This is a genomic window from Embleya sp. NPDC025285 (genome assembly GCF_055558835.1).
This window is the reverse complement of record NZ_JBVHLU010000004.1, coordinates 180026-204962: the sequence shown is the minus strand read 5'-3', so window position 1 is coordinate 204962 and position 24937 is coordinate 180026. Positions and strand designations below refer to the sequence as shown.

At 71.7% G+C, this 24937-nt stretch carries 28 protein-coding genes and 1 pseudogene; 14 read left to right on the top strand and 15 right to left on the bottom strand.

The features are described from left to right. The first annotated feature begins 94 nt into the window (after positions 1-94). Together ACZ4FV_RS04770 and ACZ4FV_RS04765 are read left to right on the top strand one after the other, a co-directional pair. Positions 95-751 (top strand): hemerythrin domain-containing protein, encoded by a 657-nt coding sequence (locus tag ACZ4FV_RS04770; RefSeq protein WP_465321861.1) that lies wholly within the window; start codon positions 95-97, stop codon positions 749-751. 280 nt (positions 752-1031) lie between these two features. After that, positions 1032-1520: a beta-class carbonic anhydrase gene (locus ACZ4FV_RS04765; protein WP_465321860.1), complete on the top strand. Its 489-nt coding sequence runs from the start codon at positions 1032-1034 to the stop codon at positions 1518-1520. A gap of 66 nt (positions 1521-1586) precedes the next feature. On the opposite strand, the gene ACZ4FV_RS04760 is transcribed toward ACZ4FV_RS04765, so the two are convergent. After that, entirely contained in the window at positions 1587-2870 is a 1284-nt protein-coding gene (locus tag ACZ4FV_RS04760) for an MFS transporter (RefSeq protein WP_465321859.1), read from the bottom strand. Positions 2871-2924: 54 nt separating this feature from the next. Here ACZ4FV_RS04760 and ACZ4FV_RS04755 point away from each other — a divergent pair, with 54 nt between their 5' ends. Continuing rightward, complete coding sequence (locus ACZ4FV_RS04755; RefSeq protein ID WP_465321858.1) at positions 2925-3899, top strand: ArsR/SmtB family transcription factor; 975 nt, start codon at positions 2925-2927, stop codon at positions 3897-3899. Positions 3900-4051: 152 nt separating this feature from the next. Then, the gene (locus ACZ4FV_RS04750) at positions 4052-4480 is read left to right on the top strand and encodes a DUF3291 domain-containing protein (RefSeq protein WP_465321870.1); all 429 of its coding nucleotides are present in this window, start codon (positions 4052-4054) and stop codon (positions 4478-4480) included. Between the two features lie 70 nt (positions 4481-4550). Here ACZ4FV_RS04750 and ACZ4FV_RS04745 read toward each other — a convergent pair. Together ACZ4FV_RS04745 and ACZ4FV_RS04740 are read right to left on the bottom strand one after the other, a co-directional pair. Continuing rightward, a pseudogene (locus ACZ4FV_RS04745) lies at positions 4551-5057 on the bottom strand (TetR/AcrR family transcriptional regulator); the annotation flags it as partial. 286 nt (positions 5058-5343) lie between these two features. Beyond that, complete coding sequence (locus tag ACZ4FV_RS04740) at positions 5344-5946, bottom strand: TetR/AcrR family transcriptional regulator (protein ID WP_395859083.1); 603 nt, start codon at positions 5944-5946, stop codon at positions 5344-5346. Positions 5947-6045: 99 nt separating this feature from the next. Between ACZ4FV_RS04740 and ACZ4FV_RS04735 the strand changes: the two genes are divergently transcribed. After that, entirely contained in the window at positions 6046-6900 is an 855-nt protein-coding gene (locus ACZ4FV_RS04735; RefSeq protein WP_465321857.1) for an alpha/beta fold hydrolase, read from the top strand. Here ACZ4FV_RS04735 and ACZ4FV_RS04730 read toward each other — a convergent pair. After that, positions 6885-7436, bottom strand: a complete 552-nt coding sequence (locus ACZ4FV_RS04730; protein WP_395859081.1) for a carboxymuconolactone decarboxylase family protein — start codon at positions 7434-7436, stop codon at positions 6885-6887. The two genes, ACZ4FV_RS04735 and ACZ4FV_RS04730, sit on opposite strands and share 16 nt — an antisense overlap. A gap of 114 nt (positions 7437-7550) precedes the next feature. Here ACZ4FV_RS04730 and ACZ4FV_RS04725 point away from each other — a divergent pair, with 114 nt between their 5' ends. Then, positions 7551-7910 (top strand): winged helix-turn-helix transcriptional regulator, encoded by a 360-nt coding sequence (locus ACZ4FV_RS04725; RefSeq protein ID WP_395859080.1) that lies wholly within the window; start codon positions 7551-7553, stop codon positions 7908-7910. Positions 7911-8021: 111 nt separating this feature from the next. On the opposite strand, the gene ACZ4FV_RS04720 is transcribed toward ACZ4FV_RS04725, so the two are convergent. The 8 genes from ACZ4FV_RS04720 to ACZ4FV_RS04685 all read right to left on the bottom strand — a co-directional run bounded on the left by ACZ4FV_RS04720 (position 8022) and on the right by ACZ4FV_RS04685 (position 17151). Then, positions 8022-8516 carry a metallophosphoesterase family protein gene (locus tag ACZ4FV_RS04720; RefSeq protein WP_402231504.1) on the bottom strand — a complete coding sequence of 165 codons (495 nt, stop codon included), beginning with the start codon at positions 8514-8516 and terminating at the stop codon, positions 8022-8024. A gap of 452 nt (positions 8517-8968) precedes the next feature. Then, positions 8969-10012 (bottom strand): SIS domain-containing protein, encoded by a 1044-nt coding sequence (locus ACZ4FV_RS04715; RefSeq protein WP_465321855.1) that lies wholly within the window; start codon positions 10010-10012, stop codon positions 8969-8971. A 374-nt stretch (positions 10013-10386) separates the two neighbouring features. Continuing rightward, on the bottom strand, positions 10387-11445 hold the full coding sequence (locus ACZ4FV_RS04710; RefSeq protein ID WP_465321854.1) for an ROK family protein: 1059 nt from the start codon (positions 11443-11445) through the stop codon (positions 10387-10389). Beyond that, positions 11442-12653 carry an alanine racemase gene (locus ACZ4FV_RS04705; RefSeq protein ID WP_402231499.1) on the bottom strand — a complete coding sequence of 404 codons (1212 nt, stop codon included), beginning with the start codon at positions 12651-12653 and terminating at the stop codon, positions 11442-11444. The genes ACZ4FV_RS04710 and ACZ4FV_RS04705 overlap by 4 nt, the downstream gene beginning before the upstream one ends. 91 nt (positions 12654-12744) lie before the next feature. After that, on the bottom strand, positions 12745-14247 hold the full coding sequence (locus ACZ4FV_RS04700; protein WP_402231498.1) for an APC family permease: 1503 nt from the start codon (positions 14245-14247) through the stop codon (positions 12745-12747). Positions 14248-14559: 312 nt separating this feature from the next. Continuing rightward, a complete protein-coding gene (locus ACZ4FV_RS04695; protein WP_395859074.1) occupies positions 14560-15747 on the bottom strand; it encodes an ROK family transcriptional regulator in 1188 nt (395 codons plus the stop codon). A gap of 256 nt (positions 15748-16003) precedes the next feature. Then, on the bottom strand, positions 16004-16528 hold the full coding sequence (locus tag ACZ4FV_RS04690; protein ID WP_395859073.1) for an SRPBCC family protein: 525 nt from the start codon (positions 16526-16528) through the stop codon (positions 16004-16006). Between the two features lie 125 nt (positions 16529-16653). Further along, entirely contained in the window at positions 16654-17151 is a 498-nt protein-coding gene (locus tag ACZ4FV_RS04685) for a MarR family winged helix-turn-helix transcriptional regulator (protein WP_465321853.1), read from the bottom strand. 197 nt (positions 17152-17348) lie between these two features. On the opposite strand from ACZ4FV_RS04685, the gene ACZ4FV_RS04680 reads away from it, so the two are divergent. The 4 genes from ACZ4FV_RS04680 (at position 17349) to ACZ4FV_RS04665 (ending at position 20032) form a co-directional block, all read left to right on the top strand. Further along, positions 17349-17648 carry an NAD(P)-dependent oxidoreductase gene (locus ACZ4FV_RS04680; protein ID WP_465321852.1) on the top strand — a complete coding sequence of 100 codons (300 nt, stop codon included), beginning with the start codon at positions 17349-17351 and terminating at the stop codon, positions 17646-17648. Positions 17649-17695: 47 nt separating this feature from the next. After that, entirely contained in the window at positions 17696-17989 is a 294-nt protein-coding gene (locus ACZ4FV_RS04675; RefSeq protein WP_465321850.1) for an NAD(P)-dependent oxidoreductase, read from the top strand. 173 nt (positions 17990-18162) lie between these two features. Further along, on the top strand, positions 18163-18840 hold the full coding sequence (locus tag ACZ4FV_RS04670; protein ID WP_395859070.1) for a haloacid dehalogenase-like hydrolase: 678 nt from the start codon (positions 18163-18165) through the stop codon (positions 18838-18840). Positions 18841-19033: 193 nt separating this feature from the next. Next, positions 19034-20032 carry an ADP-ribosylglycohydrolase family protein gene (locus ACZ4FV_RS04665; protein ID WP_465321849.1) on the top strand — a complete coding sequence of 333 codons (999 nt, stop codon included), beginning with the start codon at positions 19034-19036 and terminating at the stop codon, positions 20030-20032. A gap of 208 nt (positions 20033-20240) precedes the next feature. On the opposite strand, the gene ACZ4FV_RS04660 is transcribed toward ACZ4FV_RS04665, so the two are convergent. Together ACZ4FV_RS04660 and ACZ4FV_RS04655 are read right to left on the bottom strand one after the other, a co-directional pair. Further along, complete coding sequence (locus tag ACZ4FV_RS04660; protein WP_395859068.1) at positions 20241-20510, bottom strand: hypothetical protein; 270 nt, start codon at positions 20508-20510, stop codon at positions 20241-20243. 58 nt (positions 20511-20568) lie between these two features. Then, a complete protein-coding gene (locus tag ACZ4FV_RS04655) occupies positions 20569-21240 on the bottom strand; it encodes an ABATE domain-containing protein (RefSeq protein ID WP_465321847.1) in 672 nt (223 codons plus the stop codon). An 86-nt stretch (positions 21241-21326) separates the two neighbouring features. On the opposite strand from ACZ4FV_RS04655, the gene ACZ4FV_RS04650 reads away from it, so the two are divergent. The 3 genes from ACZ4FV_RS04650 to ACZ4FV_RS04640 all read left to right on the top strand — a co-directional run bounded on the left by ACZ4FV_RS04650 (position 21327) and on the right by ACZ4FV_RS04640 (position 23802). Further along, the gene (locus ACZ4FV_RS04650; protein WP_465321846.1) at positions 21327-22127 is read left to right on the top strand and encodes an MBL fold metallo-hydrolase; all 801 of its coding nucleotides are present in this window, start codon (positions 21327-21329) and stop codon (positions 22125-22127) included. A gap of 357 nt (positions 22128-22484) precedes the next feature. Then, the gene (locus tag ACZ4FV_RS04645) at positions 22485-23003 is read left to right on the top strand and encodes a GNAT family N-acetyltransferase (RefSeq protein ID WP_465321845.1); all 519 of its coding nucleotides are present in this window, start codon (positions 22485-22487) and stop codon (positions 23001-23003) included. A 151-nt stretch (positions 23004-23154) separates the two neighbouring features. After that, a complete protein-coding gene (locus ACZ4FV_RS04640; RefSeq protein ID WP_395859064.1) occupies positions 23155-23802 on the top strand; it encodes a formylglycine-generating enzyme family protein in 648 nt (215 codons plus the stop codon). Between the two features lie 117 nt (positions 23803-23919). Here ACZ4FV_RS04640 and ACZ4FV_RS04635 read toward each other — a convergent pair whose 3' ends face one another. After that, complete coding sequence (locus ACZ4FV_RS04635) at positions 23920-24516, bottom strand: TetR/AcrR family transcriptional regulator (protein WP_395859063.1); 597 nt, start codon at positions 24514-24516, stop codon at positions 23920-23922. Between the two features lie 189 nt (positions 24517-24705). Between ACZ4FV_RS04635 and ACZ4FV_RS04630 the strand changes: the two genes are divergently transcribed. Beyond that, positions 24706-24933, top strand: a complete 228-nt coding sequence (locus ACZ4FV_RS04630) for an NAD-dependent epimerase/dehydratase family protein (protein WP_465321843.1) — start codon at positions 24706-24708, stop codon at positions 24931-24933. Positions 24934-24937 lie beyond the last annotated feature (4 nt).

Below are 24937 nucleotides of genomic sequence, written 5' to 3'. Positions count from 1 at the left end.
AGGCCGCTTCCCCCCTTCACCACTTCCCCGCCGGCCTCCCCTTCCACCGGCCCTGTCGTCCCCGACGACGACGCTCGACGAAGCGAGGAATCCCGTGCGCGGCAAGGTCTTCCGACACGACATGACGATGGTGTTCGCGATCCACGACGCGCTGCGCCGCGACCTGGAGCGGATCGCCCGGATCGCCGCCCGCACGGACGAGGACCCGTGGCACATCCTGCGGGTGACCACCGGCTGGGACCTGTTCCGCCGGTACCTGCGGGTCCATCTCGGTGCCGAGGACGAGCTGCTGTGGCCGGTGGTCCGCAGGGCTTTGGCCGATCGGCCGGCGGAACTGGGCACGATCGCAGTGATGGAGGCCGAACACGCCACGTTCGACCCGCTCCTGGATGCCATCGACGCGGCGCTGGCCGACCACGACCGGGGCCGGCAGCGGCTCGGCGATCTGCTCGACGGGCTGATCGGCGGGTTGCGCGGGCATCTGGCGCATGAGGAGGACGAGGCGCTGCCGCTGGTCGACGCGATCGCCACCACCGAGCAGTGGCGCCGCTTCGAGGCCGAGCACGGCCGGCGGATCGGCTCCGGCACGTGCCGCTACCTGCCGTGGCTGCTCGACGGCGCGAGTACGGAGCATGCCACGACCATTCTCGGCCAGTTGCCGGAGTCCCTCCGCCCGACCTACCTGAACCTGTGGCAACCGGCCTACGCCGCCCAGGACGCGTGGGGCACCCGCGGCCGATCGGGCGCGTAGGCGGAACGTGCGGCGGAATGTGCGAACGCTTGTCCGCTTGCGCGGCGCCCCGGCCCTGAGTTCACTGATTGCAAGGGCAACAGAAGCGGAGCCGGGGCGACTTCGCTCGAGGGCTTCTGGCCGACTCGGCGCGTGCGCCTGTTCGACGAGGCGTGTCGATAGGTCACGCCCGCGTGTCGTCGCCCGTGTGCGTGGCCGTCCCGCGTCCGAACCCGCCCGGTTCGCGCGGCAACCCCGGCTCCGGGTGGGTCCCTCGCACCATCAGCCGAAGGACTCCCGCATGTCCGTCACCGATGAACTGCCGGCCGACAACGCCGCCTACGTCGAGAGCTTCACCAGCCCCCTGCCCCTGCCACCCGCCAAACACGTCGCCGTGGTCGCGTGCATGGACGCGCGGCTGAACGTGTACGCGATCCTCGGCCCGAACGAGGGCGACGCACACGTCATCCGCAACGCGGGCGGCGTGGTCACCGAGGACGGGCTTCGCTCGCCGGCGATCAGCCGGCGACTGCTCGGCACCGAGGAGATCATCCTGATCCACCACACCGATTGCGGAATGCCGACCTTCGACGACGACGGCCTCAAGGGCGCCATCCTGGCCGAGACCGGCATCAAGCCCGCCTGGGCGAGCGAGGCGTTCACCGACCTGGACACCGACGTACGCCAGTCGATCGGCCGGATCAAGGCCGACCCGTTCATCGTGCACAAGGACCGGATCCGAGGCTTCGTCTTCGACGTGGCCACCGGCAAGCTGAACGAGGTCGCGTAGGAGTCCACGAGACGCCCGTCCGTCGGCAGCGGTGCCGACGGACGGGCGCGGCATGGAAGCCACGCCCTAGTTCTGCGGATCGAGCACCCGGGTGCCGGCGGCCACCATCCGGGTCGGGCCGTCCGGGAGCGATCGGAGGGAGCGGATCGGGGAGCAGAAGACCGGAAGAAAGCCCACCGACAGGCAGGCGCCGCCGACCCAGATCGCGGTGTGGACGCCGGCGAACTGGCCGATCAGTGCCGCCGCCACCGCGCCGATCGCGGACGCGCCGGTGAGCAGGCAGCGGAAGGTCGCGTTCATCCGGCCGAGCATCGCGTCGGGGGTCAGGCGCTGGCGCAGGCTGACCCCGAGGACGTTGTCCATGCCCATTTTGGCGGTGGCCAGGAACCAGCCGAGGCCGGCGACCACGAGCCACGGGCCGCGATCGAGCAGCGGGATCAGCAGCCCGGCGGGGGCCAGGCACAGTCCGGCCAGGCCCAGCGTGCGGCCGAACCCGAGCCGGCCCGAGATCGGCCGGGCGCAGCGCGCGCCGACCAGGATGCCCAGGCCGCCGAGCGCCAGGTACAGGCCCAAGGCACCCGCGGGCAGCCCCAGTTCCCGAACGAACACCACCGGCAGCAGCACGTTGACCAGTTGCGAGCCGAAGTTGGTGAGCGCGGCGGTGGCGGCGAGGGCACGCAGTTCCGGTCTGTGACCCACATGCCGCAATCCATCGGCGATCTCGGTGCGCAGTCGGCGTTCGGGGCCGCCCGTCGTGGTCGGTGCGCCGTCCGCGCGGATTCGGGTCAGGCCCAGGCCGGAGGCGAGATAGCCGACGGCGGTGCACACCAACGCGGCCGGGGCCGCGACCAGTTGGATCAGGAAGCCGCCCGCGCTGCGGCCGGCGATGTTGGCGGTCGCCATCAGGCTGACCATGGCGGCGTTGGCCGATACCAACGCCTCGCGGCCGACCAGGTGCGGCAGGAAGCTTTGCGATCCGACGTCGAAGAACACCGTGGCGCAGCCGTTGAGCAGGACCACCGCGTACAACTGGGGCAGCGTCAACGCGTCCAGCCACCAGGCCACCGGTATCGAGGCGATCAGCGCGGCGCGGATCAGGTCGGCGAACATCATCACCCGGCGGCGGCGCATCCGGTCCACCCACGCGCCCACGGGCAGGCCGATCAGCAGGAAGGCGACGGTGCCGAGCGCGGCGAGCGCACCCACCTGGCCGGGGCTCGCGTCCAGGGCCGCGACGGCGATCAGCGGGATGGCGACATAACCCATGTTGGTGCCCAGTTCGCTGAGCGCCGCCGCGGTGAACAGTGTGCGGAAGTCGGCGATGCGCCAGGGGGAGTGCGGTTGGCTCATTGCGGCAGCTTGGCGCGCCCCACCGAGCGCACCTAATGATTTAGCCTGGGCTTAATGATCGAGATCGAGTTCACTCCGGAGGACGTGGCCCGCACCCGCTTCGTCGTCTCCCCGCTGTGGGAGGTGATCGCGAGCGTGCGGATGCTCAAGGGTGCCGACGAACAGGGCATCCACCGCACCTGGACGGATCAGGTCCGCGGGCGCCTGGCCACCGCGAAGGTGGACCTGACGCCGCTCACCGATCTGATCCCGGTACCGACCCGGGCCCTCGCGGGCTTCCTGTGCCCGCCGCCGACCACGCCGCTGACCTCGCTGGAGGTCGAGCTCGCCACGCTGCGCGCCACGCCGCTCGATTTGCTGCGCACCACCTCGGACGTCGTGCCGGAGCGGATCGCCGCGCTTCGGGCCGACCCCGAGCGCGAGTTGGCGCGGTTGGCCGAGACCATCCAGGCGTACTGGGAGTTGGCGCTCGCGCCGTACTGGCCGCGGATCCTGACCTTCCTGGAGGGGGACATCCTGTTCCGGGCGAGGCGGCTGGTCGAGGGCGGCGCGCGCAGCCTGTTCAACGACCTGGATCCACAGGTCACCTGGGACGCGGGCACGCTCCAGGTGCGGAACCGCTTCGCGTGCGGTCGGCGCACGCTGGACGGGCGGGGGCTGCTGCTGGTGCCGTCGGCGTTCGTCTGGCCGAGGGTGTTCTCGGTACTGGACGGACGGTGGCAGCCCACGCTGCGCTATCCGCCGCGCGGCATCGGCACGTTGTGGTCCACGCCCGCCCGGCCGGTCACGCCCGACGCGCTCGCCGGCGTCCTGGGCCGCTCCCGCGCCACGCTCGTGGCCGAGCTCGTCACGCCGGCCTCGACCACGGACCTGGCCCGACGTACCGGCCTGACCCCGGGCGGCGTATCGCAACACCTGTCCGCGCTGCGCGCGGCCGGCCTGGTCGCCGCCCACCGCGCCGGCCGGGTGGTGCTGTACGCCCGCACCCAGGCGGCGGAAACCCTGCTGGCGGCGGCGCGTTCGACGTAACGGTCCGCCGGGTACCGGGCCGGGCCGGTGTCTTCGAAACGTTGGCGGGTTTTCCGCACCGCAGGCCCGGACAACCGCGTACGCTCTCGATGCTGTCCGCCGTCACCATGATCCACTTCTCACGTCCCACCGTGTCGAAAGCGAGCCCGACGGTGCCCACGCTCCCCTGGACCACCCCGAATCCGGCCACCCCCGGGACCCGGGCACTCGTAATGGCCTCGCGCTTCGAGGTCCGCTCGGCCAAGGACGTACCGAAGTTCTTCCTGAAGTCGCTGTCCGCCTGGCGCCAGGTGAAGTCCGCGCCGGGAGCCGTCGGGGCCTCGCTGATCGCCCAGCCGCTCAAGCGGGTCTTCTTCACGCTGTCCGCCTGGGAGAGCCGCGAGGCGCTGGACACCTTCGTCCGGACCGAGCCGCACCGCGGCATCATGGGCACGCTGCGGCTGACCATGCGCACGTCGACCTTCACCTTCTGGGAAGTCCCGGTCGAGGACCTGCCGATCGCCTGGCCGGTCGCCCGGGAACACCTGGCCGAGCAGGAGCGCCGCAACGGCACCGGAGCGGTCGGGCCGGCCGGCTCCTGATCGACCGGGCGCCGAAGCGGACGAACGCGCCTGCGGGTGCCCTGGGCAGGGCCCGGTGCCCGGGGCGGCACTAGGCACCGCCGGGTGGGGCCTGCTCTCCCGCCGGCGGTTCCCAGCCGCGCGCAAGAATGTCGAAGATCGCCTCGACGGCGGCACGGCGATCCTGTCGGGCGCGCATGAGTGCCGGGATCTCCAGCACGAAGCGGGCAAGCGCCACGCATGCGACGTCGTCGTGGTCCACGCCGATCTCGTCGGCGATGGCCGCGCCGAGGGCGTCGGTGTGCCGGGTCCACATGCGTTCGCCATACGCGCGGAGCACCGGCGTGGAGTCCACCAGGCCGGCGAAATCGGCAAGTCGCGGATCCGCCGCGAGCGGCAGCCAGGTGTCGAGGAAGTGCTGCCGCAGGGCGTCGACGACGTTCCGCCCGACGGCTCGCTGCCGCACCGCGGCGATCAGTTGTGATTCCCGGTCCTCGGCCCGGTCGAAGACCAGCGCCTCCTTGCCGCTGAAGTGCTTGAACACCGTTGTTGTGGACACGTCGGCCGCGTCGGCGACGTCGCGAACGCCGGCACGGTCGACGACGCCATCCGCGTCTACGAGAAGAGCATGTTCCCCCGCTCCACCGAGACGGCCGAGGCCCTCGTAGGCGCCGCCGAGCACCTGCTGTCCGCCGGCGTACCGGACTTCGGCAACGAGTGGGGCGACCGGCGCTGAGCGCTGAGCCGCACGCCGCGTTCGACGGCGTCGTCGCCCGACACGACGCGCTGCGCGCCCCATTCCGGAGCACCCGCCGTCAAGTCCCCTCCCATCCCGCCCCGTTCCATGCCGCGAGCACGCCGGAAGCAGGCGGCCGACGGCCGGGTCAGGTCGGCCAGCAACGCATCGCGAGGGTGGCGACGTGTTCCAGGGTCTCCCGGGTGACGCCGTCCACGGCCTGGGTGGACATGCCCTGGATCACGGCCGCGTAGTAGGTGGCGAGGGCGTCGGCGTCGGTGTCGGCGGGCAGTCGGCCGGCCGTGATGTCGGTGCTGATCTTGGCACGCATCCCCGCCTTGGCCGCCTCACGCAGCCCGCGCAGTTCGGCCTTGACCTCCTCGGCCGCCGACGTGCAGTTGACGGCCGCGGTGATCACCATGCACCCCGGCGGATGGCCGGGCTCGGTATACGCGTCGGCCAGCGCGAACAGCAGGCGTTCCATGGCGAGGCGCGCGTCCGGCTCGGCGGCGATCACGTCACCGGCGACCGCGCCGTAGGTGACCCCGTAACGCTGGATGGCCTCGCTGAACAGTCGGCGCTTGTCGCCGAAGGCGGCGTACAGGCTGGGCGGCTTGATGCCCATCGCGGCGGTCAGCCCGGCCACCGAGGTCGCCTCGTAGCCGTGTTGCCAGAACTCGAGCACCGCGCGGTCCAGCGCGGCTTCGCGGTCGAAGCCGCGCGGACGGCCCGGGGCACTGGTAGAGGACATGCGGCCATTGTATAGCGCTCACTATGAAACCGGAGGATCTCTGTTACGGTCAGATTCGTAGCGACCGCTACATAATCGACGTCCAGCCGGGGAGCCCGCATGTCCACGCCCACCCTCGCCCTGCCCACACCCACCTACGCCCGTACCGTCCTGGGCTCGGGCCCCGGCCTGCTGATCGCGCACGGCGCGGGCGGCGGCATCGCCGCCAACTACGGACCGATCCTGACCGGCCTGGCCGCGGCCCACACCGTGGTCGGCGTCGACCTCCCCGGCGCCGGCGAGACCCCGCGCGCCGACGCACCCCTCGAACTGGACCACCTCGCCGACCAGTTGGTCGCCGCCGGAGTGGCCGAGGGCCTGGACACCTTCGCGGTCTCCGGCTACTCGCTCGGCAGCGCGGTGGCCATACGCGCCGCGACGCGCCATCCCGAGCGGGTCACCGCACTGGTGCTCACCGCGCCCTTCGCGCACGCCGATCACCGCCTGCGCCTGGCCGCGCGGGTCTGGCGCGGGTTGTACGAATCCGGCGACCGCGCGACGTTGGCCGCGTACCTGACCCCGCTCGCGCTCGGCCCGGCCGCGCTGGCCGCGCTCTCCCCGGAGGAGTTGGCCGCCGTCCTGCGGATGACCTCGGAGACCCCTCCGCCCGGCACGCCCGAGCACACCGAGCTGGTCGAACGGTTGGACGTACGCGCCGACCTGACCGCCATCGAGGTACCGGCCCTGGTCGTGTCCACGACGGGTGACCGACTGGTCGAGCCGAACCACCATCGGGATGTCGCGGCCGGCCTGCGCGACGCGCGCGTGGTCGAACTCGACACGGGCCACCTGCCGTTCGCCGAACGCCCGGCGGAGTGGCAGACCGCGATCGTCGACTTCCTCGATGGGATCGGGGCGGCGGGGGGCATCACGGGTGATCGCCGCGAAGCGTCGAGCCGTCACACCTCCGGATAGGGCCTCGCCCATTCCTCGGCCGGCAGGCGAAGCGCGTTGGCCACGTAGGCGATCGTGCGGTACCACCCCGCCAGAACCAGGACCTCCACGATCTGCGGCTCCTCGAACAGCGCGCGCAGGGCGGCCCAGGTCGAGTCGGTGAGGTCCGCTCCGTCGTGCAGTTCGTCGACCACGCGCACCAGGATCGCCTGCCGCTCGGTCCAGGCGCCGGCGTCGTCGTGCACCGTGGCCCGAAGCTGACGGGCGGTCAGGCCGACCCGCTCGCCGAACACCTCGGCGTGCACGCCCCATTCGTACGCGCAACCGGCCCGCGCGCACACCCGCTGCACCAGCGTCTCGCGCTCGGCGGCGGGCAGCGTGCCGTGTACCAACAACCCGGAGCCGAGAACGCGCATGCGCGAGGCCAGTTCGGGATGGTGCTCCAGCACCCGGAACAGCGCGAGCGGCTGGCGCTCGCGGGCGGGCCCCATCCAACGGGACAACGCCGCCTCGGTCTCGGCGGGATAGGGCGGCGACAGCGGGGTGATCCGCGACATGGGCGCACTCCTCCACTCGGACGGCCACTCGGATGACGATGGCCACTCGGTGCTTCGCTTTCGAAAGCACTATGCTGCTTTCGAAAGCGAAGCACAAGGAGCAGGGGTGCGCACATGGGCGGCGATACCGACGACGAACAGGGTGTTCCCCGGCCGGGCGCCCCGGTCCGGGGCTCGACCACCGGGCGGGCTTCGATGGCCGCGCTCGACCTGCTCGGCCGGCGCTGGATCCTGCGGGTGATCTGGGAACTGAGCCGGGAACCGGCGGGCTTCCGGGCCCTGCAACGCCGCTGCGACGACATGTCCTCCAGCGTGCTCGACAACCGCCTCCGCGACCTGGTCGACGCCCGAATCGCCATCCGGGACGAAGCCGGCCAATACGGACTGACCCCTCTGGGCACCGACCTCGTCGAAGCCCTGGACCCCCTCCTGGCCTGGTCGAACACCTGGGCCCGGGAATTGGGGAACGACTGAGAGGGACCCGTGGCCGCGACAGGACCGCGGATCGAGTGCGCGTGCGGACCCGAGCGGTGCCGCCGCACCGGCGGGCGAGTCGCCTCGACCGGTCCTGCGATGCGCCCGGGCTCAGTCCAGGTCGTGCAGCATCACGTCGCTGATCCTGCCCGCGTCGGCGGTCAGCGTCATATAGGTGTGGTGCGGCTGCCGGCGTCGGTCGGTGGGCGAGCCGGGGTTGAGCAGGCGCAGTCCGGTGTCGGTGACCGTGTCCCACGGAATGTGGCTGTGCCCGAACACGAGTACGTCCACGTCGGGATAGCGCGCCGCGCACCGCCGTTCCCGACCCTCCGCCGGACCCGTCTCGTGCACGACGGCGAATCGTACGCCGCCCAGTTCGACCCGTGCCACCTCCGGCAAGCGGCTGCGCAGATCCGGCCCGTCGTTGTTGCCGTAGACGCCGATCACGCGACGCGAGTGCGCCTCGAACAGGTCCAGCGCGTCCCCGTCGACCCAATCACCCGCATGGATCACGACGTCGACGGCCGCCATCTCGGCGAGCAACCGCTCGGGAACGGCCTTGGCGCGTTGGGGCACGTGCGTGTCGGACGTGAGAAGAACTCGCATACCTCCCACAGTACGAGCCGAGACGCCGTAGAGGACGCCACCGTGCGGGAAAGCTCCGCAATTCCGGCCGAAGCGCGGGAGTTCGGGATGACGACCGACGCGCGAGCCGTGCGATGGTCGCCCGCGCACAGGTCGGCGACCTGCGTAGCGCTGCTGCCTACACTCCGAACCCATGACCTCGACAACGCACGCCGCGGCCGACTCGCATCGGGCCACGGAGCACGTTCTCAACCTCCCCTCCGAGTCCGCGGCACGTACCGCGGCAAAGGAACTGGCCGCCCTGGGACACCTCCTGGTCGCGGTCCGGGTCGCCGATGAGCGGGCGAGAGCCTGGGAGCGGTTGCCGGCGGACACCGACGATCGTCACCGCCACCCGGCAGCACCGCCGCACAGTCCCGTCGATGCGTCGATACGAGCCGGGTGCGCGGCGGGCCGTCGGTGGGTTCGGGGGATCAGGTCGTCGGTGTGACCTTTGCCAGGCCGACCGGGGCGTCGGGGTTGGCGCCGCGGTGGAGGGCGAAGGTCCGGGCGAGGCATTGCAGGTGCGCCGTGGTGGCGATGGCGCGGGCCGATTCGGAGTGCAGGTCGGCGAGTTCGGGCGAAACCATCGCGTACGGTATGCCGTCGGCCACCAGGCGCGCGCGCAGGGCGGCGATGTCCGGGGCGGTCGGACCGCCGAGGTCGACCAGCAGGACCGGCACCCGGTCGCCGAGCGCCGCGATCGGCCCGTGCAGCAGGTCGGCGACCGAGATGCCCTCGGCGAACACCCCCGACGTCTCCCGGATCTTGAGCGCGCCCTCCAGCGCCACCGCGCCGCCGAGGCCGCGGCCGGCCACCACCAGGCGGTCGTGGTGCGCCCAGTCCGCGGCAAGCACCTCGCACTCGGCGGCGCCGGCCAGGACCCGGCCCACCGCCTCCGGGAGGCGGCCCAGATCGGCGAGGTCCGCGACCGTCGACGGCAACGGGCCGAGCGCGAGGGCGATGCCGATCATGGCCAGGAACTGGGCGGTGACCGTCTTCGTGGCCGGGACCGCGACCTCGGTGCCCGCGTCGGTCGCGACGAGCACGTGCGCCTCGGCCGCGAGCACGCTGTCCGCCTCGTTGGTGACCGCCACCACCCGGGCACCCCGTTCGCGCGCGGCCCGGACGGCGGTGACGATCTCCGGCGTACGACCGGACTGGCTCAACGCGGTGACCAGATAGCCGGTGTAGTCGGTGCGCGCGTCGTAACGGGTGACCAGGCTCGGCGCGGCGAGGCCGGCGGGACGTCCGGACGCCATCTCGTACAGGTAGCGGCCGAACACCGCGGCGTTGTCCGAGGATCCGCGCGCGACCAGCACGGCCCCGTGCGGCGGCGTCGGGAGCGCGGCCCGAATCGCCGCGCCGACTTCCGGCAGCCGCGCGACCAACCGGCGCAGCACGTCGGGCTGTTCGGCCATCTCGGCGGCCATCACCGAACCGGGGGCGGGAAGGGTGGAGGGAGCGATGTTCGTCATGTTCATCCCATCGTTCGACTTCGGGTCACGACTTTCTTCACCACGCTGTTCCGGGCCGTGCGGACTTGTGCGGAAGGCGAGTCGTGCGGGTCTTGCGCATCCCGCGAATCGTGCGCTCTCGTGCGTCACGCGAGTGGTGCCGATCGCGCGAGTCCTCCGGGTCGCGCACGTCGCGCGGGTCGTACGTTCCGTGTCGGTCGCGCGGGCCACCTGCGCCACGCGGACCACGCCGGCCACGTCCTTCACGTGATCGACGTGATCGACGTGATCCGGGCGACTCACGTGATTCCCCCACGACCACCGCCGTTTCGAGCCACGCCGCCGTTCGGCCGTGTCTCGGTGCCTCCCCGAACGCCCGCCGCCTCCGATCCGCCTCATCGGGTCGTCAGCGCCCATCGCGGGCGTTCGCCGCGAACCACGTCCCACGCGAGAGCGGCGGCTCCGCGCAACGCGCCGTCGTGGATGTAGCGGGCCGCGACGATCGCCTCGCCCGGATCGGGCGTGCCCGGGGAGTGCTTGGCGAGGAAGCCGCGCAGGACGTCCAGGATCCGGTCGGACACCGCCATCAGCCCGCCGCCCAGCGCGATCCGGGTCGGATCGAGGGCGAGGTGGAGGTTGAGGACGTGGCCGGCCAGCACGTCGAGGGCGTGTTCGGCAACGACCCGCAGCCGGGGGTCGGCGGAGGTGAGGATCGCCGCCGCGTCGGGCGGCGGCCCGTTGCCGGCGAGGGCGTACAGGGCCTGCGTGCGGGCGACGAGGGGGCCGCCGCCGATCAGGGATTCCAGGTCCGGCTCGTCCGGCCTGCCCGGCACCAGCGAGTAGCCGATCTCACCGGCCACGCCGCGAGCGCCGCCCACGATCCGGCCGCCGACGGTGAGCGCGGCGGCCACGCCCGTACCCAGATTGACGAACAACCCGGGATCGGCCCCGACCAGCGCGCCCGAGCGCACCTCGGCCAGTCCAGCCGCCTTGACGTCATTGGCCACCACGACCGGCACCGTCCCGAACGCGGCGCGCGCCAGACCCAGTACGTCCACGTTCTCGATCCCGGGCAGATTCGGCGACAGCTCCACCCCGGCCGAGGTCACCGTGCCGGGACACACCAAGCCCACCGCGACGATCTCGCGGCGGCCGTCCCGGGTCACCGCGGCGGCCTGCTCACGAGCCAGCCGCAACAGCCGATCCAGCGCGTGCGCAATGTCCTCGCCCGGCTCGCGGGTGGCCACCCGACAGCCCGCGAGCACCGTACCGGCCGCGTCAATGGCGGCCATCGCCGTCTTCGTCCCGCCGATGTCGAGCGCGACTATCCCGAGGGAGTCGCGCGGCAGCGGCGGGTCGACCAGGTCAGCGGAGTCGAACACGTCGTCACAATCCTCGGGTGGGGCAATGGAGGTGGTGGCCGAGGCGCCGGCCGGCGGAATCGGCTCGGTCACGACGGATCCCCCACCACCCGCGCCTCCGCGTCGTACCGCTCCCCCCACACCACCGCGCCCGGATCGGCGCCGTGCAGCCCGGCCACCGACCGCGTCCGCCCGCGGGTCACGAACGCCTGCGGCCGGAAGCACATCACCACCGTGTCGCCCGGCCGAATGCCCAGCCGCCGCGCGTCCCGCAGCACGGTGTAGTAGTGGATCGCCCCGTCCGGCGCGGTATCCACCCGCGCCACCCGCTCGATCGCGCCCGCCGCGTCCCGACCCACCAGCGCGGTGAGTCGAAACTCGCCCAGGACCTTGTCCACGTAGTGCCCGGCGGCGAACGCGTACGCGTCGTCCCCGTCCACGTGCGACACCTCGGTCACGTACACGATCGCCGGCCGCTCCGGCGCCTCGTCCGAGAACACATGCAACGGCGTCGTCCCGTGGATCGCGTTGCCCGGCTCGACATGCGTGGCACCCGCGTCGGCGGCGATCGTCAGCGACCGGGCGGAGGTGGTCCCGGGCGCGTTCACCTGACGGATGTCGAACCCGGCGGCCCGCAGCCGCTCCGCCGCCGCGACCACCGTGGCCAGGTTGGGCGTGGCCACGATCCGCCGCTGGTCCGGATCGGCGAGCAGGCACGGGAACGTCGTCACGCCGTGCACCGCGACACCCTCCACCGCGTCGACCTCGCGCGCCGCGGCCACCACGTCGGCGGCCGGGAAGCCGCCGCCGTGGCCGAAGTAGAACCGGTCGCCGTCGCCGTGCACACGCAGCAGCACCGACACCGGCGCGCCGCCGCGCCGTACCGCGGCCGCCCCGATCCGCCGCGCCGTCTCCACCGAGAACACGGTGACCACCTCGGGGTCGGCGCCGACCACGAAGTCCTCGCTGCCGCGCTGCGGTTGCACCAGGTGTCCGACGTGCCCGACCGGCAGGCCGTGCCGGACCGCGGCCGACACACAGGCGGTGTCCACCGCGACCACCGGTCCGAGCCCCGCGTCGATCGCGGTCCGCGTGACGTCGGGGTTGCGCCCGTACTGCTTGGCCATCACGTACGTGGACAGCCCGCGCGAGCGCGCGGCCTCGGCGATCACGGCCGCGTTGCGCGCGATCGTGTCCAGATCCGCCACGTATGTGTTGGCGAGCAGACGGCCCTCCTGATGCGCCGTCACGGCGGCCTCGATCAAGGGACGGTTGTGGGCGAGCAGTCGATCGAGGAACATCGCGGGCTCTCCTTGGAACGGGCGGGGGTGGGGTGGCGTGGGGTGAAGGGAGAGGTGGGAAGGGGGGATTGTCGGGGATCGGTCGGAGGGATCAAGTGCGGACGGGTCGGGTCGCACTCGCCGGCACGGGTATCGCCCCCTCCCCCGTGTCCGCGTCCGTCGTCTCCGTGTCCGAGTCGTCTTCGAAGACGCGACCCATCGCGGCCAGCACCTGCGGACGCGAACGGTGCGCCCAGACCAGATACGCGGTGCCGAGCAGCATCCAGCCGATGATCACGTACGGCACGAGGTTGTTCGGGTGGTCGGGCACCGGCCACAGTTGGCCGTATATCGGCAGCAGCATGAGCAGCACGGTCGCGCCCGGCAGGACGCCGTGCCGCAACGCGGAGAACTCCGCGCGGTGTTCGCGCAGGTAGAAGCGGATCACCGCGATGCTCATCAGGATGTAGATGATCACCATCCCGAGCCCGAGGACGGTGCCGGCGAACCCGTACACGCCCAGCGGACCCAGATCGCCGCCGAAACCGCTGCCCAGCGCCAGCGCGAAGACGAGCGAGAAGCCCAGATAGGCGGTGATCGCCGATTGCGGCACGTGGCGTTCGTTGGTTCGGCCGAGGAAACGCGGGAGTACACCCTCGCGGCCCATCGAGAACAGCACTCGCACGGCCGCGTTCGAGCCGGAGACCACGTTGGCGAACTGGCTGACGATCACGGTCAAGGCGAGGATCCAGGTGATGCCCCAGTAGCGGTCCACCAGGGTGGTCAACGGGGCGGCGTCCTCGGCCAGTTGTGAACCGTGCGCGGAACCGAAGCCGATCGAGGTGGAGTACGCCATCAGCACGTAGAAGGTGCCGATCACCGCGACCGCGGTGAACAGCGCGAGCGGGATGCTGCGCTTGGCGCCGCGCGCCTCCTCACCGAGGGTGGCCACCGACTCGAAGCCGATGAACATCAGGATGCCCCACAACATGCCGGTACCCAGGCCGCTGAACCCGTCGATCGAGTTGCCCGGATCGAACGGCGCCACCGACAGACCCGAGTCACCGCCGTCGCCGAGGATCACCCCCGCCAGGCCGAGCAGTACGCCGACCTCGAGGACCAGGAAGATCAACGCGGTCTTGGCCGAACTGGACACACCGAGCGAGTTGACCCCCCACACCACGGCGGCGAACGCCAACGACATCACCTGCCACGGCACCCGCACGTCGAACTGGCTGTCCAGGAAGTCGTGGCTGTAGCCGCCGAGCGCGGCGAACAACATCGGCCCGACCATGCCGTAGGTGAGCAGCAGCAGCCATCCGGAGAGGAAGCCGCCGGACTTGCCGAAGCCGTGGCTGTTGTAGGTGTACGCGAAGCCTGCCGCCGGCAGCTTGCGAGCGAACGCGGCGATCGTGTTGGCGACCAGGAGGCTGGCCACCATGGCCAGCACGATGGCGAGCGGCAGCGCGTACCCGGCTCCCGCCGCGGCGGGCGGCGTGTTGAAGGCGACGCTGGTGGCGGGGCCCATGAAGGCCATACACATGGCGACGGCGCCGAACACGGACAACGTGTTCCGGCGGAGGGACCCGCCCTTCGACGGCTGTGGGGTGGACATGGGTGGTACTCCAGGCGGTTCGGTGGGGTGGGACGGGCCCCTGGGGGTGCTTTGCCTTTGGCGTTGGCGTTGGCGTTGGCGTTGGCGTTGGCGTTGGCCTTGGCTTGGGCTCTGGATTCCGGCTTCGGCTCCGGCTCCGGCCTTGCGCTGTGCCGGCTGCGCTGTGCGAGGAACGTGGCTCGGATTTGCGGCTGTTCGGGTCGGTGACCGGGTCGCCGGGCTGAGGGTTGGGCCGTCCACGGATGCGGGCAGGGAAGCCCGAGTGGCGCATCTCGCGGGCTCGCGCCGCCGGATGGCGGGCGCGGCGCTCCGTCAGCGCGCCGCCGGCTTGAGCAGCGCGGCCAGGTCCAGATCGGCCCGGACCGCCGCCGCCGCGTCCGCCGCGACGTCGAAGCGGATCCGCAGAGCGGTGAGTCCGCGCGACAAAGCACCCAACGCGCCTGCGAGGTCCGCCAGTTCGGAGTGCACGAGCTCGGGGCACGCGGGCAGTCGTCGGCGTACCCGCTCGCGCAGCCGGGTGGTCATCGCGGCGTCGATGGAGGCGGAGACCCGGCCGCCGAGGACCACCAGTTCGGGTTCGTAGGCGATCGTCACCGCGATCAGCGCCACGCCGAGCGCGCGCTCGAACCGGTCGACCACGGCCCGCGCGGCCGGCGAGGTCTCGACGAACAGGTCCGCGGCGTTGGCCACATCGAGGCCGGCGTCGCGCGCGGCCCGCATCAGGCCCTCGGCGCCTACCAGTTCCTCCACGGTGTGGTCGTCGGAGTCCACCGGCAGGAAGCCGAACTCGCCGACCAGACCGGTCGGTCCGCCCCGCATGTGCCGATCCACGGCCACACCGGCGCCGAAGCCCGCGCCGACGGTGAACATCACGGCGGTGTCGGCGGTACGCGCGGCGCCGTGCCGCAACTCGCCCTCCAACGCCAGGTCGGCGTCGTTGCCGAAGGTGACGGTGCCCTCCAGCGCGCGGCGCACCCGACGGGTGAACAGGTCGCCCTCGATCTGCGCGAGGTTGGTCGCGCCACGCACGCCCAACCCGTCGGCGGCGACCGCACCGGGCAGGCCGATCACGCCGGCGCGCAGCACGTCGGGCGCGGCCGAGTCGGCGTACAGCGCCCGGACCCGCTCGGCGAGCCAATCCGCGAGGTCGTCGGCGGCCAGGTGCCGGGGCGTGGGCTCCTCGTGACAGCGCGGCGAGCGCCCGAGCAGGTCGGTGGCCAGGAAGCGGCAGGTGGTGCCACCGAGGTCGACGCCGACCGCGACCCCGCGCTCGGCAGCCACCTCGATCACCACGCCCTGCCGGCCGCGCCGCCCGGTCTGGAGGACGGCGCCCTCGCGGACCAGACCCTCGTCGAGCAGCCCCTCGACCACTCGCGAAACGGTGGCCGCACTGAGCCCGGTCTGCTGGGTGAGCCCCGCGCGGCTGTGCTGCCCACCGGCCAGCAGCACCGCGAGCAGGCTGGAGCGGTTGGCCCATCGGGCATCGGCCGTCTCCGCCATGTTCACCTCTCATAGTGAAAATATTTCAGTATGAGAGAAAATTAGGCCCGTCACGAAAGGGTGTCAAGAGTCCGTCAAGACCCACCCCAATCCCCGCCCGGGCCGACGCCCGCCCCGAGTCCACACGCCCCAGGCCCGACACGCGAGCGAGGTGCGGCAGCCTGCGGATACGGCCGTCCGCCGCTCCCGAACACAAGCGCACCCCGACCGGCGACGCCGGCGTACGCCGGATCGGTCGGGGTGTGCGCGGTTCGGATCAGCCCTGCCGCCGGCCGGTTTCCACATAGGCGCGGAGGTGGTCGAGGCCGCGTTCGACGATGTCGCCGACGGCCAAGTCGGCGTCCGTGCCGGTTCGGCGGTGTCGGGTGAAGGAGTCCACAGGCAGCGCCTCCCGCCCCTGCTTCCCACCGAACTGGCTCGCGTCGTGGATGCGCTCGCGCTCGACCGCACCGAGATCGAGCGGGTCCTCACCGTCGTCGACCACCACGGTGACGATGCTGTCCACGTCGCTCGGACCGTCCTGAACGATCACGATGCCGGTGTACGGCGTACCCCGCACGGCCCATTCGATCCGCGTACCGGGACCGTCCCGATCCAAGTCGACCTCGGCCGCGACGGAGTGCGCCGCCTCACCGGCGGTCACCACCACCGCGCGACCCGACGTGGCCCGGACAGCGGTGACCGGAGGGAAGTATTCGGGGAGCTTGTCCGTGTCGGACAAGAGCATGTACACCCGGTCGGTGGACGCTGCGACCTGCACGGAACGCGTGTGAAGAACCATGCGCGTACTGCTATCCGTTCAAGCCCGGTTCCATTCGCAATCGCGATCCCGGCGAGCCCGGAAAACCCGACGACCCGCACCCGGTGCGCAGCCGACCCCTCGCGCGCGTGGCTCGGGTTGGTGGGTCAGGTTCGGGTGTCGCCGAGGGATTCCAGGAGGGTGCGAAGGCCGTCGGCGAGGGCTGCGCGCTGCTTGGGGGTGAGGTCGGCGAGCAGGCGTTGTTCGGTGTCGATGTGCGCGGGCAGGACTCCGTCGATCAGGTCGCGGCCCTCGTCGGTGAGCGCGACGAGGACGCCGCGGCCGTCGGATGTGCTGGTGGTGCGGGAGATCAGGCCGCGCGCCTCCAGGCGATCGAGCCGCTGGGTGATGGCGCCCGATGTGACCATGGAGGACCGCATCAGTTCGGTGGGGCTCAGTCGATGCGGGGGCGGGTGCCGGCGCAGCGTGGCGAGTACGTCGAACGACGAGGCGTCGAGCCCGTGTTCACCGAAGGTCCGGGCCAGTTCGACGCCGACCAGTCGCGCGGCGCGGGACAGCCGGGCAAGTACCGCCATCGGTGACGCGTCCAGGTCGGGGCGCTGTGTACCCCACTGCTCCAGCACGAGGTCGACGTGATCTGCCACGGCGTCAGGTTAGCCGAGGAGATCCGGTGAGCCGGGTCACCTCCCCTTCCCAATTACCTTAGCGTTGAGATATCTTTTGCTTAGCACTAAGGAATCAACCGTTCGGTTCGATCCATCCGATCCATCCGATCCATCCGATCCATCCGGCCCGGCCGGCTCGGGCTTGCAATCGAACCCGCCGAGAGAAGGGCACCACCATGCGCATCACCGTGTTCGGAGCAGCCGGAAACGTGGGCAGCCGCGTCGTGTCCGAGGCGCTGTCCCGGGGCCACGAGGTCACCGCCGTGGTCCGGGACGCGGCCCGCTTCCCGGAGCTGCACCCCGATGCCGAGGCCCGAGTGGGCGACGCCGCGCGAGTCACGGACGTTGCCGCGCTGAGCACCGGCCAAGACCTTGTCATCAGCGCCACGCGGCCGGCCCACGGCAGCGAGCAGGACTTGGCCGACACCGCCGAGGCGCTGCTGGCCGGCCTCACCGGAACGGAATCCGCCTGCTGACCGTCGGCGGAGCGGGCAGCCTGACCGTCCCGGACGCGGTCGACACGATGGCCGTCGACGACCCGAGATTCGTGCCGACGGCATGGCGCGGCATCGCGCTCGCCTGCAACGCCCAACTCGACGTGTTCCGCGCCGACGACGGCGTCGACTGGACCTACCTGAGCCCGCCCGCCAACCTCGAACCCGGCACCCGCACCGGAGCTTTCCGGGTAGGCACCGACGAACTCCTGATCGACGCCGACGGCGTCTCGGCGATATCCATGGAGGACCTCGCCGTCGCCCTCATCGACGAGGCGGAACAGCCGAAGCACCACCGCTCCCGCTTCACCGTCGCCTACTGAAGCCGTCCCGATGCGCCTCGCGCGACCACCCGCCGCCCCTCCGCGCCCGGTACTCCGCGCGAAGAAGACAAAGCACCGAAGGGCGCAATGCACCAAAGGACACAAGGCACCGAAGGACACAAGGCACGCGAGCACCCGAGGAAAACAGGGCACACAAAGGAAGAGGCCCACCCTTGACCCACATCCCGCCGAGCACCCGCCGCCCACTGGCCGTCTTCGACCTCGACGGCACCCTCGTCCGAGGCGACTCATTCGGCCACTTCAACCGGGCGCTCCTGCGCCGCTCCCGATGGCGCGTCGTGGCAGCGGCGCTGTGCGTACCGGTCGTCGGCCCGCTGTACGCCTTCCACGCAACTCGACGCCACGCCTTCGCCATCCTCCTCCGCGTCGCCACCATCGGCCTGCCCGCGCCCCGATTCGAGGCCCTGGCCGACGACTTCGCCACCGAACGTACGGCGGAGGCCAACCGGATCACGATCACCCTCGCCCGAGCCCGGGCACACCTCGCCGCCGGCGACCGCGTCGTGGTCGCGACCTCGTGCGCCGACCCCTTGGCCCGCGCCATCTGCCGCGAACTCGGCCTCGGATCGGCGGACGTGATCGCCTCCCACGTCACCCCCGGCCGGACCGGCATGCGACCGCTACCCGCCTGCCGAGGCCCTCGCAAGGTCGCCCGAATCCGCGCGGCCGGCATCACCGATCCGATCACCCACGCCTACACCGACAGTTCCGTCGACCTCCCGCTCCTGGCCGCAGCGACCCACCGCTATCTGATCGACCCCTCCCCCGCCCACCTGACCCGGATCCGCGCCCGACTCGGCGCCGATTACGTGGTGTTGCACTCCCGGTAGCCGACGATCGCGTGGGACACCCAGGCCCCTGCGGTCCCCACCGGGCGAAGACCGCCACACCCGCCCTCCCGCGGATCCGGATCCTTGGACCAGGGCCGATGTACGGAGGCACACGATCCCCTGTCCCGCGGCGAGAGAACGACGTGGCCGCAGGCAGCCTCGCCCGCCCCCGAGTCGCCACTACCCTGTCGCGATGGAGATCACGGAGCGTGCCGTCGGTGCAGTCGTCGGTTCGGCGGTCGGGGACGCGCTGGGCGCGCCCTTCGAGTTCGGGTCGGCCGGTGGCTTCGGTACCCGGTTTCCCGAAGCCCCGCCCGGGAGTTCGCGTGCCGAGGGGCGCTACGCGAACGAGATGTGCGGTGGTGGCGGATGGGACGCCGGCGAGGCGACGGACGACACGCAGATGGCCGTGCACGTGGCGTACTCGCTGCTGGAGCGGGACGGTCTGGACCTGCCCGACATGTTCGCCCGCTTCCAGCGCTGGGCCCGCTCCGAGCCCAAGGACATCGGCCTGCAAACCGAGGATGTACTCACCAACGGCATGCCTTGGGACCTCGCGGCCGGCGTGCACTTCCAAACCACCGGGCGCGCGGCCGGCAACGGATCGCTGATGCGGGCCACCACGCCCGCCGTGTACTTCGCCCGGGACGGCCGGACGGCCACCATGGCCGCCGCCCGCCGGATCGCCGCGTTGACCCACGGCGACCGCGCGGCGTGGGAAGGCACCGCGACCTTCCACGAGTTGCTCCGGGTGACGCTGCTCGGCGGCGACCTGCCGACCGCGCTCGCCGAGACGCTCGCCGAGGTTCACCCCGATCACCGTGAGCGTTACGCCACCGTCCTGGCCCCGACCTGGCATCCCACCGACGCCACGGAGTTCAACGGCGCCGTGTGGCCCTGCCTCGGCTCGGCGGTCTGGGCACTGAACACCACGTGCTCGTACGAGGATGCCCTGCGTGCGGCGATCGATCTCGGCGGCGACACGGATACGGTCGCCGCGGTCACCGGCGCCCTGGCCGGCGCGCGCTACGGCCTGCCGGCCATCCCCGTTCGCTGGACGGACCGCCTCCACGTACCGATACCGGGTTCCGAATCCGCCGGTGAGGTGCTACGCCTGCCCGACCTCGTACACCTGACCAACCGCCTCCTGACCCGTACCGCGGAAACCGCCGAGCCGATCACCGCCGACTGAACTCGCCTTACGGGGTCGTGCTTGCGCCGGCACGCTCGATCAGGGCGCGGTGTAGCGGTGAACTGCCGACGACCTCGGGAACGGTGGCCCGGCCTCGGGCCGACCGCCGGCCCGACGGCGGGGACCCGAAGCCGATCCGGTCGTGGCGGTCGAAGGCCCATGCCACCGAAGCCGACCGGTGACGACGGGGCCGTCGACCGGCCGCCGATCACCACGGATCGGGAATGCCCGCTCCCGTGGTGATCAGGCTGCGCAGACTGCCGTCGACGTAGTGCAGCCAGGCCGTGGAACACGCGCCGAAGCACTCGACGTCCGGCACCAAACCGACGTGGGTGAACCGCAGTTCGGTGCCGCCGGCGGCCGGGACGATGTCGAACACGATCTCGGTTCCGGTCCACTCACCCGGCTCCGGGATGAAGGACAGGTGGCTGTCGGTGACCCGCCAGACCACGCGACTGCCCGGCTCGAGCTCGACCACGCGCTGTCGGCTGTAGTGCTGGGGAGGATGCCGGCACGCGCCGTCGCTCGCCCTCCGCTTACGACGGCGACTGCGTGGGTGGCTTCTGCGTCTGCGTCTGCGTCTGCGTCAGCGTCTGTGTTCGCCGGGCGTACGCGCGGGCCGCGCGCACTCGGTCGCCGCAGCGGACCGAGCACCACTGACGGGAGGCGTGGGTGCGGACCAGGAAGCGGCTACAGGGGGTGGCGCCGCACGGGGCCAGGCGCTCGGCGTCCGGGCCGGTGAGTAGGTCGGCGGCGTCCGCCGCGAGGATCGCGATGGCGTGATTGACGATCTGGTCGACCGGGTGCGCCTGGGCGCGGTACGGCCCGCGCACCTCGTCCCAGTGCAGCAGCGCGGCCGACGGGGCACTGGTCAACGCGTCGTTGATGGCTCGTACCGACGCGTCGGGCGCCAAGAGAGCACCGATCCGAGACGAGAGCAGTGTTCGCACTTCGTCGCGCAGCGCTCGCAACCGGCCCGCGCACACGTCGTACAGCACGGTGTCCGGCGGCGCGAGCTCTCGGGTCACCAGCCACTCCTTCGCGGACGCGGGCGTGCCGAGCAGATCCACTTCCTGACCACCGGGCAGCGCGAGGTCGGTATTGGCCAGGTCGAGCGCGAGATAACGCTCCGCCCCCGGCGCGGCCGGCAGCACCGGATGAGCGGCGTGGGCGGCACGAGCAGGCTCGCCCAACACGGTCTCCTTCATGACTCTCATGTTAAGCCTTGCCGTTGTCCGTGAGGATCGGCTAGCTTTTCTCACGGCAAACACAACAATTATCCGTGAGGTGTCCAGTGACCGGCAGCAGTGCGACCAACGCGCAGAACGTCCAGGGCAAGCGGGGGAACGAGCAGATCGCCGTCCGCGTCTTCGGTGGTCCCTCCGCGCTGATCGAGTTCGGCGGGCTCACGTTCCTCACCGACCCCGCGTTCGACGCGCCCGGCGAGTACCCCATCGGCGAGAACCGTTTCCTGACCAAGACCGCCCCCGCCACCATCGACCCGGCCGACCTCGGCCCCATCGACGCGGTCCTGCTCTCCCACGACGAGCACCCGGACAACCTCGACCATTCCGGCCGGGCGCTGCTCGCCGACGTCCCACTGGTACTCACCACCCCCAGCGGCGCGGGCCGCCTCGGCGGCACGTCCCGGGGTCTGGCCCCGTGGGAATCGGTGGACCTGCCCCGCCCCGGCGGCGGCACCGTCACCGTCACGGCCACCCCCGCCCAGCACGGGCCGGAAGGCTGCGAACCCATCACCGGCGAGGTCGTCGGCTTCGTACTGACCGCCGCCGACCTGCCCACCGTCTACGTCAGCGGGGACAACGCCTCCCTGACCGTGGTCGAGAAGATCGCCGCACGCGTCGGCCCGGTCGACACCGCCGTGCTGTTCGCCGGAGCGGCCCGCACGCCGCTCTTCGACGGCGCGCTCCTCACCCTGGACAGCGCCCAGGCCGCCGAAGCCGCCTCGATCCTCGGCGCACGGCGCGTGGTCCCCGTGCACTTCGACAGTTGGGGCCACTTCACCGAGGGCCGCACCGCCCTCATCGACGCCTTCACCGCGGCCGGCCTGATCGACCGCCTGGAATTGGCCTGACCCCACCGACCCGAACCCCGGCTCCCGAGACCTCACCCACCTCGGGAGCCGCGCGCAGGCGTCGCCTCCTCGCCCCGCTCGTTTCCCACACCGGACCCGAACGCCGTGCTCCGGGCGGCCCGTCCGTGGCCCCGCCCCGAACAGGACCGGCGGAATCGCGCACCACGACAGCGACCGCGCGCGCCACGACTACGGCTACGGCTACGGCTACGGCTACGGCTACGGCTACGGCTACGGCTACGGCTACGACCCACCGATGGTCGAACGGGACGACCGGGCACCTCTCCGACCACCGTCAACGCACGAAGTGCAAAGTACGAAGTACGAAACGATCACGATGTACGGAGCCCCAGCGCAATGAGCGGACACCCGGCCGCGGAACGCCTCACCCGATACACGAAGGCCGAGCAGAACGAGATCCTGGGCGACGGTGCCGACCCCTTCGGCGTCGCGGACACCGGCCTGACCTGGCTGCCCAAGGAGGATCACTTCGGCATCAGGGACGCCGGCCGTCTCGTGGCCCACGCCGGATTGTTGCGATTGCCCGTGTCGATCGGCGAGGTCGACACGGAGGTGGTGGGCATCGGCGGCGTGGCCGTCGCACCCGATGTGCGCGGACGCGGACTGGCCCGGACGGTTTTGGCGGCGGCCCTTGATCACGCCCGAACGATGGGGCCACGACACGGCCTTCTCTTCTGTCGACCGCCCCTCGTCCCCTTGTACCGGCGGCTCGGGTGGCATTCCCTCGACCGAGACGTACACGTCCGACAGCCCGAGGGCCTCGTTCTCATGCCGCTGCGCACCATGTGGACGCCCCTGCACGACGCCGCGACCTGGCCGGACGGCGCGGTACGCCTGCGCTCCTTCCCGATGTGACCCGCACCCGACCGGCGGACGCGCCACCTCGCCCCGCACAACCGGCCGGGCAGCCCACACCCGGCCCGGGCACCCGCGCGTTCGACCACACGGCCGCCGGAGTTCGAGCCGGTAGGATCAACACCCGATGAACGCCGGTACGACAGATCCGATGATCGACATCCCGCCGGGGCGGGTGACCCTGACCGACCGCCGGACGCAACGCAGTTGGTCGGTCGAGCTGGCGCCCTACCGGCTCGCCGCGTTCCCGGTCACCCGGGCGCTGTACGCGCGGGTCACCGGCCTGCGACCGAGCGGCCCGCAGGGGGATCGGCTGCCGGTCGAGAGTGTCTCCTGGTGGGACGCGGTGCGGTTCTGCAACGCCCTGTCCCGGCGCGACGGGTTCACACCGGCGTACCGCGTCGACGCGGACGACGAGGGCATCGAGTGGGACGCCGCCGCCGACGGGTACCGGCTGCCGACCGAGGCCGAGTGGGAGTACGCCTGCCGGGCCGGCACGACGGGACCGCATTACGCCCCTCTGGACGAAGTCGCCTGGTACCGCGCGAACTCGGGCGAGCGCGTCCACGACGTGGGCGGCAAGCAGCCCAATCCCTGGGGCCTGTACGACATGCTCGGCAACGTCTGGGACTGGTGCTGGGACGTCTACGACGCCGAGGTGTACGGCTCCTACCGGGTGCTGCGCGGCGGCGGTTGGTTCGACGAACACTGGAGTTGCCGAGCCTCCGCCCGCCGCCGCAGCCACCCGACCTTCAAGGTCGACGACGTGGGCTTCCGCATCGCGCGCACCCCCCGCTGACCTGCCCGGCTGCCCGGTCGGTCGGCGGGCCCGCCGCGTACAACGGATCGAAGCCCGGTCCGGGGCCGGTGCGAAGCCTGCTCCCGGTCGGGTCGCAGCCCAGTGCCGGGCGCGGCATCAGTCCCCGTCCACCGCGCTCGCTCCCAACACCCCGGCCGTGAACCGCGCCAGGTCCGCCCGCATTTGCTCCCGCGTCATCCGCTCTCCGCCGACGAGGTGTTCCACGAGGTCCGCGCGCGTGGCGGCGAGCAGGGCATGCGCCGCGAATTCGCCGTCGCCGAATCCGGGGATCCGCTCCAACGCGGCCCGGATCGCGCCGTGCCAGCGTTCGTAGTGTGCCGCGTCGTAGGGACTGTCGCCGCCGGTCCCCTCCAGCGCCAGGGCCAGGTGGCGATGGTCCAGCTTGAAGCACAGGACGGCGTCGAGCAGCGCCGGTACACGCCGAAGCGGCGGCGTGTCGGGCCCCAGGGGCGGTGGACCGGATTCGACGGCGAGCTCGATCGGCGCCAGGCGCATCGCGTACAGCGCTTGAATCAGGCCGGTGCGGTCGCCGAAGCCGCGGAAGAGCGTCGCCTTGCCGACGCCTGCCGCCGCGGCGATGTCGGCCATGGTCACCGTCTCCGGGCTCTCGCAATGGGCGAAGAGCGAATCGGCAGCCGCCAGAACGGCCTCGCGATTGCGCGTGGCGTCCGCGCGGGGCCTGCGTTCGGTCATGCGCTTCCTCCGTCTTCGTCGTCCATGACGCGCCTCCGTATTTCCTCGGGCAGCCCTCGCTTGCAAAGCGGACCCCGGGTCCGTATTGTCGAATTATGAAACGGACCCCGGGTCCGTATCGTACGGGATGGAGATACCCATGAGCCCGCTCGCCCGCCGGGACGTCGCCGACGTCGCCGGGAGCAACGCGTGAACGAAAGCCAACCCGCGCAGGAGACAGCAGGCGTGCAGGAGAGCCGACTCGCGTACGAGACCCGGGAGTTCACCCTGGTCATCGGAGCCACCGGCACCACCGGCAGCCGCATCGCCGCCCGGCTCCTCGCCGCAGGACACCCGGTCAAGGCCGCGAGTCGGCGCGCCCGTCCGGTACACGGAGCCCATTCCGTGCGGTTCGACTGGGACGACCCCACCTCCTGACGCG